Below are 13,972 nucleotides of genomic sequence, written 5' to 3'. Positions count from 1 at the left end.
GGGGCGCTCGGAATGAATTATGCGCGACTGGGTCGAACTGACTTGCAGGTCAGCCGGGTCTGTCTCGGGACCATGACGTTCGGCGAACAGAATACGGAATCCGAAGCCCATGCCCAATTGGACATGGCACTGGACCATGGGGTCAATTTCATTGATACGGCGGAGATGTATCCGGTCCCACCGCGTGGCGGAACTCAGGGGCGTACGGAATCCTATATCGGGTCCTGGCTGGCGGCGCGCGGCGGTCGGGATAATCTGATCATCGCCAGCAAGGTGGCCGGGCCGGGGGAGTTCGTGGCCCATATCCGACCCCGAATGCGGTTCGACCGGGCCAATATTGTGGCCGCCCTGGACGCCTCCCTGAAGCGCCTGCGCAGCGATTATATTGATCTTTATCAGCTCCATTGGCCGGAGCGGGCGACCAATTATTTCGGCCAGTTGGGATACGTGCATCAAGACGGCCAGGATTTTACGGCCTTTGCCGAGGTGCTTGAAATTCTGGCCGAGCAGGTGGCGGCAGGGAAAATCCGCCATCTGGGATTGTCCAATGAAACCGCCTGGGGGCTGATGAAATTTCTCGCCACGGCGGAGAGTCTGGGCCTGCCGCGCATGCAGTCGATTCAAAACCCCTATTCCCTACTCAATCGCAGTTTCGAGGTCGGGCTGGCCGAAGTGGCGATCCGAGAGGACTGCGGTCTGCTGGCCTATTCGCCGCTGGCTTTTGGGGTGCTATCAGGAAAATACCTGAACGGGGCACGACCGGCCGGGGCGCGTTGTACCCTGTGGGAACGGTTCGGGCGCTATTTATCTGATCGCGCTCAAAGAGACACGGCGGCTTACGTGGGTCTGGCCCGGGATCATGGATTTGATCCGGCGCAAATGTCCCTGGCCTACGTTCATTCCCGACGCTTCGTGACCAGTACGATCATCGGGGCGACCAACTTGGCGCAACTGAAGATGAATTTAGACAGTTTCGATATCACTCTGTCCGATAACATTTATTCAGCCATTGAGGCGATCCACGACGCAAGCCCCTATCCGGCCCCATAATCCAGGAGCCCCGCCATGTTGCGCCTGTTTGTCGGCATTCCCTTTCCGATTTCGGTCCAGGAGTCACTGGCGCGGCTGTGTCACGGGGTGCCCGGCGTGCGCTGGGTGCAGCCGCAGAGTTTCCATTTGACCCTGCGCTTCATCGGCGAGGTGGATGGCGATCTGGCTGAAGACCTGGATGCGGCGCTGTCGGGCATTTATGCCCCCCGCTTCCCCATGGTCCTGTCCGGCGTGGGCTGCTTCGATAAGCGCGACAAGGTCAAATCCCTGTGGGCCGGAACCGACAAGAGCTCGCCACTGCTGCACCTGTTCAGCAAAGTCGAATCGGCGGTGGTGCGGACAGGCCTGCCGCCGGAGCCGCGCAAGTTCAAACCCCATGTCACCTTGGCAAGATCCAAGAATCTGACCCTGGATCAGGCGGCCTCGTATCTGGAAAGCCATGCGCAATTTCTGTCCGAGGTCTTCGAGGTGTCGCGCTTTACTTTGTTTCGCAGCCACTTGAGCCGCGAGGGCGCTTTCTATGAACCGCTGGCCGAGTATCCGTTGATTTCATATGAAATCTGAATGCTGAACGGGCTCTCTTCCGATGTCCTCAGGCTTCGATTTCATCAACGATCTGATGAGCCGAGGCGAAACAGACCGCCATCAGCTTGCCGTCACGGCCACAGCCGCCATCAATGGAGGCTTTGTGGTCACCATATAGAACGCCCTTGTTGCGCGGGTCGAAACCGCGCACCAGCCGGGCAAATCCCTCATAGGGCGTGGTCAGCGAATCGAAGCCCCGGGCCCCCCACCAGAAACTGTCGGTCTGGGCCGACAGGGGGCGGTCGGGATCAATGCCCGCGTTGACGAACAGCATGTCACCATCGGCGGTATAGGCGGCCCGACGCAGGGCGCTCATCAAGGCATTGTGGCCGTCATGGCGGCGCAGGGCGTCGCGCAGGCGGCTGGTCCATTGGGCCAGCGCCAGATGGCCGCTTTCGGCGCGGCTGAGACCCTCGCTGACCGTCGAGCCATAGGCCTGAATGGTCGGGCCGATTCCCCGGTCGAGCATCCACATGAGAATGCCGCGCGGATCGGGGGCGATCTGGATCTGCAACAGCTTGTGCCACATTTCTTCCTGCATGCCGCGCAGGAACACCACGTCGCGGCACTGGGCCCCCGGGCGGGCCATGATCCAGCGGCGGAACATCAGCAATTCGTTGAGGGTCTCGATGGCTTCGCGGCCATAGCCGGTGTAATTGCCCAGATAGACCACGCCGTCGTCCGGGCCCAGTCGGCGGCGCAGTTCGCCGTGCAGGGCGCGCAGCTTGTCCACGTCGCTATGAATGGCCCCCACGGCCCAGCGACGGCCTTCCGCCGGTAGCTGGGTAAACCAATCGGCCTCCGAGCCCATTTTGCCCGCCATGCCTGGGTCCTGTTCCTGAAAATTCCGAGGGCACCTGTGTATCACTTCGCCGGACATAACAAAAGACGGCTGCCTCGAGACAACCGTCTTTTTATTTTTTGACCCGGCCCGGGTTCAGGCGGCGGTCAGAACCTGCTCCAGCTTTTCGGTCGCCTTGTCCTTGTCGATTTTCTCGATGGCGGCGAATTCGCAGGCCAAACGGTCGAGGGCCGCCTCATAGATCTGACGCTCGCTGAACGACTGGTCCGGTTGACCGACGTTGCGGTGCAGGTCGCGCACCACTTCGGCAATGGAGACCGGATCACCGGTGTTGATCTTGGCCTCGTATTCCTGGGCCCGACGGCTCCACATGGTCCGCTTGACGCGCGCCCGACCCTTGAGGGTGGTCAACGCCTGATCCATGATCTTTTTCGAACTCAGCTTACGCAGGCCGGAAGTTCCCGCCTTGGACACCGGGACGCGCAAAGTCATGCGTTCCTGGTCGAAGGAAATAACGAACAACTGCAATTCGTAACCGGCGATCAACTCGGTGGCGATTCCCAGCACCTTGCCGACCCCATGGGTCGGGTAAACGACGAAATCACCCGTGGTGAAAGCCAAGTCCAACTTCGGCATAGTCAATTCTCCAATGTTCAACTCAAGTGCATCGACGCAAGACAGCCGACAAATGACCCTCCCGCCCGGAAAATCCGGCGAGACCATTGCAAACTGGGCCGTGATGTCGAACGGCTGCCCCCGGAATCCACACAAACCCATCCAAGATCCCAACAACCAACGCCGATCCCAGGGGGACCGGCGGCAGCCTTATAGCACAAAATAGGGCGAAAAAACAGGCCTCAAATACGACTGAGGGAGGTTCCGTGGCCCGAAAGTCGGTGTTTTATTCCGATCCTTCACCGGGATTGGGGCTGAGCAGGGCTTTTTTATCCGGCTTGCCGTCCCAGTCGGCGGCGTCCGCCGGGGCATCGCCCTTGCGCACGATATTGGGCCAGATTGCGGCGTACTTGGCGTTGATTTCCAGCCATTCCTCCAGTCCGTCATCGGTATCGGGCACGATGGCTTCGGCCGGGCATTCGGGCTCGCAGACCCCGCAATCAATACATTCGTCGGGATGGATGACCAGGAAGTTCTCCCCCTCGTAAAAACAATCCACGGGGCAGACTTCCACGCAGTCCTGATATTTGCATTTGATACAGTTTTCGACGACGACGTAGGTCATTCAGGGTCTCCAGAGCGTCAGGGATGGAATTAAGGGGTCATTCGTTCGGCGGCGCGTTGCCGGGCTTCGCCGCTTTCGCGGTCCGAAACATAAATGAGACCGGCCAGCCGCCGCATCAAGTTGGATTCAAAATCGTCGATGACGCCATCGGCGAGCACCACTTCCCACATCATTTCCATCAAATCAAGACGTTCCTTGTGGGTCATGACATCCTTGGCGGCGCGGGTGAAGCCATACAGTTCGACCGAGTCCTCGACCCGCAATTCGGCCGCCGCGATCAAGGCGTCAGCCTGGGGTGGAGAGACGTCGAACTGCCGGGACAGCAACCGGGAAATGGTCTCACGCTCGCGGCTTTCGAACTGGCCATCCGCATGGGCGGCATAGACCAGCAGGGCGGCCACCGCCTCGGACATATCCAGTCCGTCGGCGTTGTCGTTGGCAGGCGCGGCAAAGAGGCGGCGAAGACGATCAAGCATGGCTCTGCCTATCACAGCCATCAGGCGGGCTCAAGCCCTTGAATTGCCCCTGCCCCTGCCCCAGATTTGGGACATGCAACAGCCCTCCGACCCTGCGGACCCGCGCCGCTTCGCCCCGTCCACCGCCCGCAACCGGGAGCCGATCCTGCAGGTGCTGCGGGATCTGTTGCCGACCACCGGCAGGGTGTTGGAAATCGCTTCGGGGGCCGGAGAGCACGCCGCCTACTTCGCCGACCATTTTCCCGACCTGACCTGGCAACCCAGCGATGCCGACCCGGAGGCATCACCCAGCATCGCCGCCTGGGCCGCCCAGGCCCGCCATGGCAACGTGAAACCGCCGCTGGTGCTGGATGTCGCCCGGTGGCCGTGGCCCCTGGAAAGCGCCGAAGCGGTGATCTGCATCAACATGGTGCATATCAGCCCCTGGGCCTGCACCGAAGGGCTGATGCGCGGGGCGGGCGCGATTTTACAGGCGGGCGGCCTGCTTTATCTTTATGGACCCTACCGGATCGACGGCCAGCAGACGGCCCCCAGCAATGAACAATTCGAACAATGGCTGAAAAGCCTGAACCCGGAATTCGGGGTGCGAGATCTGGCCGATGTCCAAGCCGAAGCGGCCCGCCACGGTCTCGAACTGGTGCAAAAGATCCCCATGCCCTCGAACAATTTTTCGTTGGTGTTGCGAAAAAATTGAACCCGGTTACCGAAGGGGCGCCTTGAACACAAAAAAGGCTCCGGCGCAGATCAGGGTAAATCCAATGGCGTGGTTGAGGTTGAGGCGTTCATCGAGATACAGAAACGAGAACGCGGCAAACACGACCAAAGTCACCACTTCCTGGAGGGTCTTGAGCTCGGCCGCCGAATAAACGGCGTGTCCCATTCTATTGGCCGGCACAGCGAAGCAATATTCGACGAAGGCAATGGACCAGCTGACGATCACCACAAGCCACAGCGGCTTGTCGGTAAACTTGAGATGTCCATACCACGCAAAAGTCATGAACGTATTGGAGATGACCAGAAACACAATCGGCAGAATTGCGGGTGAAAACATTGACATTCAATACTGTATCCTAATGATGGGGGAGCCGCTGGTTCGGCCCCGAGGGTAGCCGAACGGGTCCTCGGGCGAAATGCGAATCGACCCCGAGGACGTAACGGAGGGGATAATTTCCCTTGGCAGGGATGGCCGGAAGATGATCGAGGGTAAAACGGTTCTGGCGGTGATTCCGGCGCGCGGCAAATCGGAGCGGCTGCGACACAAGAATATTCTCGATCTTGGCGGCAAACCGTTGCTGGCCTGGACCATCGAGGCGGCCCAAAATTCAAGCTATATCGACCGGCTGATTCTATCGTCCGACGATGCGGAGATTATTGCCGTGGCCGAGCAGTGGGGCTGCGAGGTGCCATTCATCCGACCGGATGAACTGGCGTCCGAGGCCGCCAGCAGCGCCGATGTGGTGCGGCATGCCCTGGCGCATGTGGGCGAGGACTTTGATTACGTGGTGCTCCTGCAACCGACGTCTCCGTTCCGGCGTACGGCGGATGTGGAGGGTTGCCTGGAACTTTGTCTGCAACGGGCGGCCTCCAGTGCCGTGAGTGTCCGGCGGGTCGAAAAATCCCTGTCCTGGATGTATGGTCTGGCCGAGGATGGGACCCTGCGCCCGGTGATCCAGACACGGGGCAATGAGCCGACGCCCCCGGTCTATGTGTTGAACGGCGCCGTCTATGTGGTGGAAACGGACTGGTTCCGGCAACAGGCCACCTTCGTCGGGCCGGAGACGGTGGCCTACGTCATGGCCCCGGAACAGTCGCTGGATATCGATACCCGCCTGGAACTGGATTTCGCCCGCTTTCTGTTGCAGCAGGGCGAGGTGTAATCACCTTTCTTCGCGGAGCTTATCCAGGGCCCGCCGTTCGGTCTTGGTCGGGCGGCCGCTGCCCCGGTCACGCACGGCGACCGGTCCGGGGATGTCGGGACGGGAGTCCGCTTTCGGCTTGGGTTGCGGCGGGGCCAGATCCTCGTACAAAGTTCGGGCTTCAGTCGCCGGGCCACGCCGGGTGCCAAGCAGCAAAACCTTGATTTCCCGCTGGTGCGGGCCGGATGGGAAACTCAGCAGATCGCCGGGGCGCAACAGATGATGGGCCTTTTTGATCGGGCTGCCATTGACCCATAACCGCCCCGATTCGCAGAAATTTCCGGCCAGGGTCCGGCTTTTGAAGAAGCGGGCCTGCCACAGCCATTTGTCGATGCGCAGGCCCGGCTCGGTCACTTGATCAGGTCTTTAAGCACCGCAAAGGGTGAATCCGGGTCCGGCTGCCGTTCCGGCTTGGGCGGGCGTGGCGGACGGGCCTCGTTTTTCGGCTTGCGATCCTTGTGATCCGCACGCGGCGGGCCTTTTTTGGCTGGGCGCGGCTTGCGGTCGGGCCGGTCGCGCGGCTCCCTGGTCCCAGTGTCCGCATGTTGTTTCGGCGGCGCGGGCGGGCGCGGACGCTGATAGCGGAACAGCAGAATGGGTGCGGGAGGTTCAACGGGCGTTTCGGGCTGAGTTTCCGGCGCAGACTCGGTCTCAACGGCGGTATCTGAGGCGGGGGCCGGGGGCTCCGGCTGCACTTCCCGAGCGCGGTAGTTCAGGGCCTTGAGAATCTGCGCCATGACCTCCACCGAACAACCGGCCAGGGAGAGCAGTTCGGGGGTAATGGCAAATTCCCCCTTGGTGCCCTCCTGGGCCAGATCCCAGGCCTTTCCGGCGATCCGCTCGACCATGTCGATGCGCACCGCCAGCGGCCCCAGGGGCCGATAGCCGATGGCCTCGTAGAAGGCATGCGGCACCCCGTCGGTCAGCGGCACCGACATGCGTCCGTCGGGCGGCGGCTGGTGATCGGTGCCCTGCGCCAGATTCCACAGCAGGGCGCGCAGATTGACCGCCGCCGGTTTGAGCAGCGCCGGCGCATAGACCGCCTCGCGCCCGATGCGCAGACCCATCTCGCGCAAAGCCCGGCGGTCGTCGCGCTCCAGGGCGCTGATCTGGTCGGACGCCAACCGGCGCGGCAAGGACCCGAAATGCTCGACCACCTGAAAGGCGACTCCGCGCGCTGCCGGGGGCAATTCCACCACGGCCAGCTTGGTCAGCGGGTCAAGCTTGGCGGCGATATGGGCGGCCAGCCAGGTTTCCAGACGACCGCGCAGCCGGTCCCGCTGTGACGCCTCCAAAAGCGCGCTGGGCAACGGCTCCAGACGTGGGCGCAGGGGATCGTCCCCCCGGGCCAGGCGGGCCACCGGCATGGTGCGCCAAACAATCACACCGTCGGGCTGGAGGGCGATGAAAGCGTCCTCGTCTTTTTCCAGGCGTTCCATGCGTCTGACAATCTCTCCTTTGAGGGCTTTCAATGCGGCGCCGGACAGGGTGCGTTGGGCCAGCGCCCCGGCGGCGGAATCCGGTTGAAAGCGGAATCCGTCCAGTTTACCCACGAAATGGCCTTCGACAAGTACTCGTCCGTCTCCGGCCACCGCGACATCGAGAATATCCTGGTCCTTGAGCCGTCGCGACAGCACCGAGGTGCGTCGATCAACGAATTTCTGGGTCAAACGTTCGTGCAGGGCGTCGGACAGACGGTCTTCCACCTGCCGGGTCAGGCCCTGCCAATGGGCCGAGTCGACCAGCCAGTCGCCGCGATGGGACACATAGGTCCAGGTCCGCACATGGGCGATGCGCTGCACCAGATGGTCGATGCCGCCATCGGTGCGGTCGATGCGCCTGACCTGTTCGGCCACCCAGTCGGTGGGCAGACGATGATCGGGGCCGCTCAAATGGCCGAAGATGGTGCTCAGCAGCCGGGTATGGGATTCGGTCATGATCTTCTGGAAATCGGGGATCTGGCAGACCTCCCACAGCAGCCGGACGCCTTCCGGATGAGCCGCCCGGCGCAAAATGTCTTCATCGCGGGTCAGGGCGGTCAGGGCCAGTTCGTCATCGGCCAGCCGGGCGCGCATCAGCCCCGGTTCGTCCGGGCGCAGGGCCAAAGAGCGGCGCAGAGCCTCCACCGATGTGGTGCGGAGGTCCGAATTGCGCCAGAAAATCGCCCGCATGGGGTCGAAGCGGTGATTCTCCAGCCGTTCCACCAGCTCCGGTTCCAGATCGCGCACCTCATCGGTGACGCCGAAGCTGCCGTCGGTCATGTGACGTCCGGCCCGTCCGGCAATCTGCGCCATCTCCGGCGGTGTCAGGTGGCGCGGCATGCGTCCGTCGAATTTGCGCACCTGGGCAAAGGCCACATGATCCACGTCCATATTGAGGCCCATGCCGATAGCGTCGGTGGCTACCAGATGTTCCACCTCGCCCGCCTGATAAAGCCCCACCTGGGCATTTCGAGTGCGCGGGCTCAAAGCCCCCAGAACCACCGCCGCCCCGCCCCGCTGACGGCGCACCAGTTCGGCGATGGCATAAACCTCGGCGGCGGAAAAGGCGACGATGGCGCTGCGCCGGGGCATTTTGGTCAGCTTGCAGGGACCCGCATAGCGCAGGGTGGAAAAGCGCGGCCGCGATGAAATCTCCACATGGGGCACCAGTCGGCGCAGCAACGGCGCGATGGTGTCGGCTCCCATGAACATGGTTTCCTGGGTGCCCCGGGCGTACAGCAGCCGGTCGGTGAAGATATGGCCGCGGTCGGGGTCAGCGCACATTTGAATTTCGTCGATGGCCAGGAATGGTACCACCCGATCCAGCGGCATGGCCTCGACGGTGCACAGGAAATAGCGTGGATGGGGCGGGACGATTTTTTCCTCGCCGGTTATGAGGGCAACCTGCGCCGCGCCCTTGAGCGCCACCGCCCGTTCGTAATTTTCACGGGCCAGCAGCCGCAGCGGAAAGCCGATCATACCTCCCGCATGGCCGAGCATGCGCTCCATGGCATGGTGGGTCTTGCCGGTGTTGGTCGGGCCAAGCAAGGCGGTCAACCGGTGCTGGGAGGTGTCAATCTGCATGGGGCCGCACTTTGCCACCGGTTTCAGGAAATGCAACATCTGCTTTGCCCCTCAATCCTGAGATTGCCGCCGTGTCGGGGCGTTCAAACTTGTAGGATTCGGCCAGGATCAATGTTACATTTTAGTTTCAATTATATTACCATTTTTTGACTGTGGGGGCGTCGTGCTGAAGCGCATTTTATTGCCCGTGGTTCTGATCATTCTGGGCTGGGGCTTTTGGGTCAGCCCGGATTTCAAGGAAATTGCCGCCGGGGTGGCCATTTTCCTGCTCGGCATGCTGCTGCTCGAAGAGGGGTTCCGCGCCTTCACCGGTGGGGTGCTGGAAAAGCTGCTCAAGGTGACCACGGACAAGATGTGGAAAAGTATCGGCTTCGGCATCGTGACGACCACAATCATGCAATCCAGTTCCCTGGTCTCGGTGATCACCATTTCCTTTCTCAGCGCGGGCTTGATCTGGCTGTCGGCGGGGATCGGGATCATTTTCGGCGCCAATATCGGGACGACCACCGGGGCTTGGCTGGTGGCCGGTTTCGGGTTGAAGGTGAACATCGCCGCCTATGCCATGCCCATGCTGGTATTCGGGGTGATTTTGATTTTCCAGAAATCAAAGGGCATGAAGGGGGTCGGCTACATTCTTGCCGGGTTGGGGCTGCTGTTTCTCGGCATTCACCATATGAAGGAGGGTTTCGAGGCCTTTAACAGGCTGCGGAAAAACGCGGAAGGTCGGCCCCTTTCCCCATCGGTCGGTGCCATTCAGTGGCCTCGGCGAGGGGGTGCGGGCCGCTTTTGCGGCCGGTTTCCCCGGACTCTGCCGATTTGAGGCAGAGTCCGGGTATCGTCATGCCGCAGCCATCAACTTCGGCAGCCTGACGAGGTTGTAGGCGGCGGCGGTCAGGGTGAAGACCCAGTCGACGCGGTCGGTGCCCTTGTGGCGGGTCTTGCGCAAATTTCCGGTGGTCTTTGCCCAGCCGAAGACCTCCTCAATCCGCTTGCGGATGCGCAAGCTGATGGCGTAGCCGGGATGGCGGGTTGTGCGGCCATCAATGGCGCTACGGCGGCGCACGTCACCGGTTTCGGTCACCTGCTCGTTCCGGGCGATATGGGGCGTGACCTTGCGGACCCGCAAATCGCGGACGAATTCGCGGACGTCGTAGGCCTTGTCGGCGCCCAGGGTGATGCGGCCCTTTGCGGCCAAGCCATCAACCAGCGACAGGGCCGCCTCGCGCTCGGCGGTGCCGGTGGCCCGGGTGACCATGGCGCCGACCACCAGGCCGTTGCGGTTCTCCATCAACACGTGGCCCATGAAGGCCATGCGCGAGGATTGGCCGTTGGCTTTGCGGTACAGCTTGGCGTCGGGATCGGTGGTCGAGGCATGGGTCTGGTTCGAGCGCTTCTCGCCGCGGAAATCGCGTTCGCCGTTGCGCCCCGGCCCCGGAGGCGGATCGCCGCCATCCTTGGGCCGGAAGCTCTTCATCGAGGCCCAGGCGTCGATCAGCGTCCCGTCCACCGAGAAATGCTCGTCCGACAGCAGGTCGCGGCCACGCGCCTGCGCCACCACCGCCGACAGAAACTTGGTCGCCACCTCGCCTTCCAACAGCCGGTCGCGATTCTTGGTGAACACCGTCACGTCCCACACCGGCGCATCCATCGACAGCCCCACGAACCAGCGGAACAGCAGGTTGTAGCCGACCTGCTCCATCAACTGCCGCTCGGAGCGGATCGAATAGAAGGCTTGCAACAGCAGGGCACGGAGCAGCTTCTCCGGCGGGATCGAGGGGCGACCCACCTTCGCGTACATCCCCTCGAAATCCGTCGACAGGACCTCCAGCACCTCATCGACGATGGCCCGGATCGGTCGGAGCGGATGGCTCGCCGGAACCCGCGCCTCGCAACTCACATACGAAAACAGGCTCTCCGTCCAAACGTCGCTGCCACGCATCTCGCCCCCCCTGTCGCTTTCAGGAGGAATCGAATCATACCCGGTCGTCAAAGGGAAGAGTTTTTCCGCAGCCTGTTAAATCAAACATTGATCTGGCCGCCTATGCCATGCCGGGTCTGGGCGGATTGTTGGCGTTCTGCGGCATCGGCATTTTCGCCACCGTGGTCATGCAGTCCAGTCATGCCACCCTGGTGCTGATCCTGACCGGGCTGTCGGCCGGTCAAATCACCTACGAAAACGCCCTGGCGCTGGCCATCGGGGCCAACATCGGCACCACCATCACCGCCATCATCGGGGCCATGAGTTCCAATTATCAGGGCAAGCGGTTGGCCGGGGCGCATTTGATGTTCAATATGACCACTGGCGCAATCGCCATCATCTTCATCGGCCCGTTTATCTGGGCGGTCGATCATGTGGCCGTGACATTCGGTATTCCCGAGGACGATTACGCCCTCAAGCTGGCGGTGTTCCACACCATTTTCAATCTGGTCGGGGTGATCGTCATGACGCCGCTGGTCGGCCCGATGGTCAACCTGTTGCAGCGGGTCATTCCGCGACCAGTGCGCAAGACCGCCGAGGCGCGCTACATCAACGACGCCGCGTTCGATTTTCCCGAGACTCTGTTGGAATCGGTGCGCCGTGAAACCCTGCATCTTTATGACAACAGCGTGATCCTCATCGCCAAGGGTCTGGCCATTCCACCCAAGGCCCTGACCGGCGGTCAGCCGGTGGCGGAATTGCTTGACGCCCATCGCAAGCCAATTCCATTCGACCTGGAGGAACTCTATGATTCCGAGGTCAAATCCCTTTACGGGGACATTCTGGAATTCATCAGCCGCGCCCAGACCAAACTGCCCCACGAGTTCGCGACCCCGCTCTACGAACTGCGCAACGGCTGCCATGGGATTGTAAAAAGTGTCAAGGACATCAAGAATATGCGCTCCAATGTGGCGGAGTTCATCGGCTCGGATAACATCTATGTTCGGCGGGAGTACGACAAGATTCGAAGCCTGATCGTGCAGCTCATGCGGGATCTGCACAGCCAGGAAATCGAAACCGATACGGATCACGACGTGCTGGCGCTGGACCGCTATAAAATCGCTATTGAGGAGGACAATATCATCGTCGATGGGTCGCTGGATGAGATGATCCAGAAAAAACAGATCACCACCGATATGGCCACATCCTTGATGAACGATTTGAGCTATACTCGGAACCTGATTTGGAATCTGGTCGAGATGGCCAAGGCCGTGTTCGGTTCCAAGGAACTGGAAATTCGTGCCGCCGAGGAACTGGTCAGGCTGACCGAAGACGACGTGTCTTCGCTTCAGGCCAAGGAACCACCGGTTCGGCAGGTGTCGGCCTAACAGGTGCGCATAAGGGGTGAAAAACGATGAAGGTCGCCAAGCTGGTCAGTAAATTAAACGATGTCCTCGATCGCGACGGCAAAAAGAAAAAAAAGGAGGCTCTGAAAAAGGTCCTCAAGAAAATGAAGGACAAAGAGGTCGCCCTGCAAAAGAAGCTCGAACACTGCGATTCAGACAAGGATCGCAGCGATATTGAGCGTCAGATCAAGGTCTCCAAGGCGCAGCGCCAAAAAGGCATCAAGGCCCTGCGCGCGCTCAAGGGCAAGGGCTAGTCCTCGTCTGAGCTTTCCAGTTCCTCCACCGTCGCTGCATCAATGACCCGGGCGGCGGTTTGCGGGTCGAACCCGGCGCGGGCCAGGGCGGCCCAGTCCTTGTCTCGGGTGGCGGCCCGCTTGGCCGGGTCGCGCCACGGTCCGAGGCGGCGGCGGCGAGCCAGATTGATCGCGGCGGCCAGTTCCCCTTCTTCTCCCGCATCCGCCGCCCATTGATCCAGCGCCTGACGGATGATTTCATCGTCGAGGCCTTTTTCTTTCAGCTTCAAAGCCACCATGCGCCCTGCCGTGCCGCGACGGCGCAGGGCGGCAACCCGGCCTTCGGCATACAGGGCGTCATTGAGAAACCCCTTACGCGCCAGCTTTTGGAGCAGGGCCTCAATGGCGGCGGCCCCTTCGGTTATGTCGGTGCCGTGATAATGGGCCGAGGTGCGGACCCGGCGCATCAACACCCGGCGCAGGTTCTCGGTCGAGGTGGCGAAACGTTCCAAGTAGTGCAGCGCCGCCTTCTCCAGGCGCTCCGGCGTCGCTTCGCGGGGGATTTTGCGTTGGGTCGTCATGGGGAGGAATGATAGCCCGCCTGCCGCCGGTTGCGAAGCGGCAACAGGGGGTGCAGGATGGGGGCCATGCCCGATCTGTTGCTGTTCCTTGTCGCCTCGCTGATCATCGCTCTGACGCCGGGGCCGAGCTGGATCTATGTGATCTCGCGCACCCTCGCCCAGGGTCCGGCGGTCGGAATAGTGGCGGTGGCGGGCAATACCACTGGAATCGCCGTCCATACCCTGGCCGTGGCGCTCGGACTCAGCCTGATTCTGCGGCAATCGGAGACCGCGTTTATGATCCTGAAGGGATTTGGCGTGCTCTATCTGATTTATCTGGGCCTGCGCACCCTGAACCGGGGATTTGGGCCGCGTATGGAAACACCGAGTCGCAAGCGCAGTCTGGTCATATTCGTCGAAGCGGTCGGGGTCAATGTGACGAACCCCAAGGTGGCGCTGCTGTTTCTCGCCTTGTTGCCGCAATTCGTCGATCCAATGGAACCGCCACTGGTTCAAATGTTGATGCTCGGGGCGGTCCATATGGCGGTGGCGACCACGGTGACCCTGGGGCTGGTGCTGTTGGCCCGCCGTCTGCGCGCCGCCCTGGGGACCGGTGGGCGGCTGGAAAAAATGTTCCGCTGGGGGGCGGGCGGTGCGCTGCTGCTGCTGGCCGGACGGCTGGCCTTTGCGGTGCGGGGATGACATCTCCGCGCCGTGGCAT

17 protein-coding genes are annotated in these 13,972 nt (G+C 61.7%); 8 read left to right on the top strand and 9 right to left on the bottom strand.

Features of this window, described 5'->3' with window-relative positions:
* Positions 1-12: 12 nt before the first annotated feature.
* Both ACYQ1P_RS06100 and thpR read left to right on the top strand, forming a co-directional pair.
* Positions 13-1,050: an NADP(H)-dependent aldo-keto reductase gene (locus ACYQ1P_RS06100; RefSeq protein ID WP_460019454.1), complete on the top strand. Its 1,038-nt coding sequence runs from the start codon at positions 13-15 to the stop codon at positions 1,048-1,050.
* A gap of 15 nt (positions 1,051-1,065) precedes the next feature.
* Positions 1,066-1,614 carry an RNA 2',3'-cyclic phosphodiesterase gene (gene thpR / locus ACYQ1P_RS06095; RefSeq protein ID WP_460019453.1) on the top strand — a complete coding sequence of 183 codons (549 nt, stop codon included), beginning with the start codon at positions 1,066-1,068 and terminating at the stop codon, positions 1,612-1,614.
* A 28-nt stretch (positions 1,615-1,642) separates the two neighbouring features.
* On the opposite strand, the gene ACYQ1P_RS06090 is transcribed toward thpR, so the two are convergent.
* The 4 genes from ACYQ1P_RS06090 to ACYQ1P_RS06075 form a co-directional block, all read right to left on the bottom strand.
* Positions 1,643-2,458: a hypothetical protein gene (locus tag ACYQ1P_RS06090; RefSeq protein ID WP_460019452.1), complete on the bottom strand. Its 816-nt coding sequence runs from the start codon at positions 2,456-2,458 to the stop codon at positions 1,643-1,645.
* Between the two features lie 114 nt (positions 2,459-2,572).
* Positions 2,573-3,073, bottom strand: coding sequence for a CarD family transcriptional regulator (locus ACYQ1P_RS06085; protein WP_460019451.1), 501 nt, complete (start codon positions 3,071-3,073; stop codon positions 2,573-2,575).
* 265 nt (positions 3,074-3,338) lie between these two features.
* Complete coding sequence (gene fdxA, locus ACYQ1P_RS06080; RefSeq protein WP_460019450.1) at positions 3,339-3,677, bottom strand: ferredoxin FdxA; 339 nt, start codon at positions 3,675-3,677, stop codon at positions 3,339-3,341.
* Between the two features lie 29 nt (positions 3,678-3,706).
* On the bottom strand, positions 3,707-4,153 hold the full coding sequence (locus tag ACYQ1P_RS06075; RefSeq protein ID WP_460019449.1) for a tellurite resistance TerB family protein: 447 nt from the start codon (positions 4,151-4,153) through the stop codon (positions 3,707-3,709).
* Between ACYQ1P_RS06075 and ACYQ1P_RS06070 the strand changes: the two genes are divergently transcribed.
* On the top strand, positions 4,152-4,847 hold the full coding sequence (locus ACYQ1P_RS06070; protein WP_460019448.1) for a DUF938 domain-containing protein: 696 nt from the start codon (positions 4,152-4,154) through the stop codon (positions 4,845-4,847). The genes ACYQ1P_RS06075 and ACYQ1P_RS06070 overlap by 2 nt on opposite strands.
* Positions 4,848-4,853: 6 nt before the next feature.
* Here ACYQ1P_RS06070 and ACYQ1P_RS06065 read toward each other — a convergent pair whose 3' ends face one another.
* Positions 4,854-5,210 carry a DMT family protein gene (locus tag ACYQ1P_RS06065; RefSeq protein WP_460019447.1) on the bottom strand — a complete coding sequence of 119 codons (357 nt, stop codon included), beginning with the start codon at positions 5,208-5,210 and terminating at the stop codon, positions 4,854-4,856.
* Positions 5,211-5,346: 136 nt separating this feature from the next.
* On the opposite strand from ACYQ1P_RS06065, the gene ACYQ1P_RS06060 reads away from it, so the two are divergent.
* Entirely contained in the window at positions 5,347-6,030 is a 684-nt protein-coding gene (locus ACYQ1P_RS06060) for an acylneuraminate cytidylyltransferase family protein (protein WP_460019446.1), read from the top strand.
* Here ACYQ1P_RS06060 and ACYQ1P_RS06055 read toward each other — a convergent pair whose 3' ends face one another.
* Together ACYQ1P_RS06055 and ACYQ1P_RS06050 are read right to left on the bottom strand one after the other, a co-directional pair.
* A complete protein-coding gene (locus tag ACYQ1P_RS06055) occupies positions 6,031-6,423 on the bottom strand; it encodes an RNA-binding S4 domain-containing protein (protein WP_460019445.1) in 393 nt (130 codons plus the stop codon). It lies immediately after the preceding gene.
* A complete protein-coding gene (locus ACYQ1P_RS06050) occupies positions 6,420-9,173 on the bottom strand; it encodes a helicase-related protein (protein ID WP_460019444.1) in 2,754 nt (917 codons plus the stop codon). Before ACYQ1P_RS06050 ends, ACYQ1P_RS06055 begins: the two co-directional genes overlap by 4 nt.
* Positions 9,174-9,297: 124 nt before the next feature.
* Between ACYQ1P_RS06050 and ACYQ1P_RS06045 the strand changes: the two genes are divergently transcribed.
* Positions 9,298-9,954, top strand: a complete 657-nt coding sequence (locus tag ACYQ1P_RS06045) for a Na/Pi symporter (RefSeq protein WP_460019443.1) — start codon at positions 9,298-9,300, stop codon at positions 9,952-9,954.
* A gap of 18 nt (positions 9,955-9,972) precedes the next feature.
* Here the strand turns inward: ACYQ1P_RS06045 and ACYQ1P_RS06040 are convergent, their stop codons facing one another.
* Positions 9,973-11,073: an IS5 family transposase gene (locus tag ACYQ1P_RS06040; protein WP_460018622.1), complete on the bottom strand. Its 1,101-nt coding sequence runs from the start codon at positions 11,071-11,073 to the stop codon at positions 9,973-9,975.
* Positions 11,074-11,180: 107 nt separating this feature from the next.
* On the opposite strand from ACYQ1P_RS06040, the gene ACYQ1P_RS06035 reads away from it, so the two are divergent.
* Together ACYQ1P_RS06035 and ACYQ1P_RS06030 are read left to right on the top strand one after the other, a co-directional pair.
* Positions 11,181-12,440, top strand: coding sequence for a Na/Pi cotransporter family protein (locus tag ACYQ1P_RS06035; protein WP_460019442.1), 1,260 nt, complete (start codon positions 11,181-11,183; stop codon positions 12,438-12,440).
* Between the two features lie 26 nt (positions 12,441-12,466).
* A complete protein-coding gene (locus ACYQ1P_RS06030; RefSeq protein ID WP_460019441.1) occupies positions 12,467-12,712 on the top strand; it encodes a hypothetical protein in 246 nt (81 codons plus the stop codon).
* On the opposite strand, the gene ACYQ1P_RS06025 is transcribed toward ACYQ1P_RS06030, so the two are convergent.
* Positions 12,709-13,272, bottom strand: a complete 564-nt coding sequence (locus ACYQ1P_RS06025) for a regulatory protein RecX (RefSeq protein WP_460019440.1) — start codon at positions 13,270-13,272, stop codon at positions 12,709-12,711. The genes ACYQ1P_RS06030 and ACYQ1P_RS06025 overlap by 4 nt on opposite strands.
* Before the next feature lie 66 nt (positions 13,273-13,338).
* On the opposite strand from ACYQ1P_RS06025, the gene ACYQ1P_RS06020 reads away from it, so the two are divergent.
* Complete coding sequence (locus ACYQ1P_RS06020; RefSeq protein WP_460019439.1) at positions 13,339-13,953, top strand: LysE family translocator; 615 nt, start codon at positions 13,339-13,341, stop codon at positions 13,951-13,953.
* Positions 13,954-13,972: the final 19 nt, after the last annotated feature.

The sequence above is a fragment of the Magnetospira thiophila genome, from assembly GCF_054657015.1.
The sequence above is the reverse complement of the archived record's forward strand: the minus strand, read 5'-3'. Positions and strand labels throughout refer to the sequence as shown.